General features: G+C 73.2%; 2 protein-coding genes. Both read right to left on the reverse strand.

Annotated features, from left to right (window positions below; all coding sequences use genetic code 11):
- A partial coding sequence (locus ABZ281_RS50260; protein WP_356665618.1) for an HPP family protein occupies positions 1–563 on the reverse strand: 563 nt, incomplete at its 3' end.
- 3 nt (positions 564–566) lie between these two features.
- Positions 567–1,106: sensory rhodopsin transducer (locus ABZ281_RS50265; RefSeq protein ID WP_356665620.1), on the reverse strand; the 540-nt coding region annotated here is incomplete at its 5' end.

Below are 1,106 nucleotides of genomic sequence, written 5' to 3' on the forward strand. Positions count from 1 at the left end.
ATGTCGCAGAGCAGCAGCACGACCGCCCCGAGCAGCCCGGCGTACGGCACGAGCCAGCGGTAGTCCGGACCGGCCAGGTACCGGGAGATGCCGGAGGTGATCAGAAGCGCGGTGGCCGCCGCCGGGGCATGGTGGGCGTCGAGCAGGTGCAGCGTGAACAGCGTCAGTCCCACCGCCAGGGCCTGCGCGCCGATCTGCGCGGCGGTGTCCTGCTGCCGCTCGACGATCGACGGGTGCCGCCACAGGCCGAACGCGGCCAGACAGGCCAGCCCGATGCAGACCGCCGAGGAGTGGCCCACGACGGCGGCACGCCACCGCGACCCCAGCGTGCCGGGGTGGGCGAGGAGCAGGTAGGCCGTCGGGCCGATGGTCGTCGTCAGCGCCACCCACCCGATGAGCCGCCCGCAGGCGCCGGTTCCTGCCAGCAGCAGGGCCGAAAGCAGGAACAGCCGGGCACCCGAGACGAGGCGGTCGCGCAAGGGCCTGCCGGGATTCCGCCCGCCGCCGCCCGCCGACCGCGCCGTCACGGCCGCCCGCCGGAGCAGACGGTTTCCGCGGCTCACGGGTCAGTCCGCGCAGTACGCGATGGTCGACAGCAGGGCGTTGGCCGGCTGCCGACTGTCCAAGCGGGTGTGCTGGACGACGACGGGCACGTCGCTCACCAGCACGGACGCGTAGTCCGCGCCGACGGGCACCGGGTCCTCGCCGGCGAGTTCGTTGAACCTCTGGTGGAGCGTGCGCCGGGCGGGCACGGTGACCTCGTACGGTCCGGCGGGTTCGCGGTCCGGGAAGAAGACGGTGATCTCCACATGGGCGTCCGCGTCACCGGTGTTGAGGATGCATGCGGTCTCGTGGCTGGCCATCTCCTCCGGCCCGGTGCTGGAGCCGGGGATGAAGCCTTCCGGGATCACCCAGCTGCGCTTGCCGAGGTGCTGCACGTCGTTTGACCTCCTGGGAGCGGGCGTTGGGCAAGGGGTCGGTCGGGCCGTGCGCACCGGGGGAGGGGAACGCGCCGCACCGCCCGAGCACGGACGGTCGGTGAAGATCGCGAAGGCCGTGGCGAGGACCGGGTCGGGGACGGTCTCCCGCCTGCCGGGCTGAGCACC

This window comes from Streptomyces sp. NPDC006265 (assembly GCF_040613555.1).
In the GTDB taxonomy this organism is placed as follows: domain Bacteria; phylum Actinomycetota; class Actinomycetes; order Streptomycetales; family Streptomycetaceae; genus Streptomyces.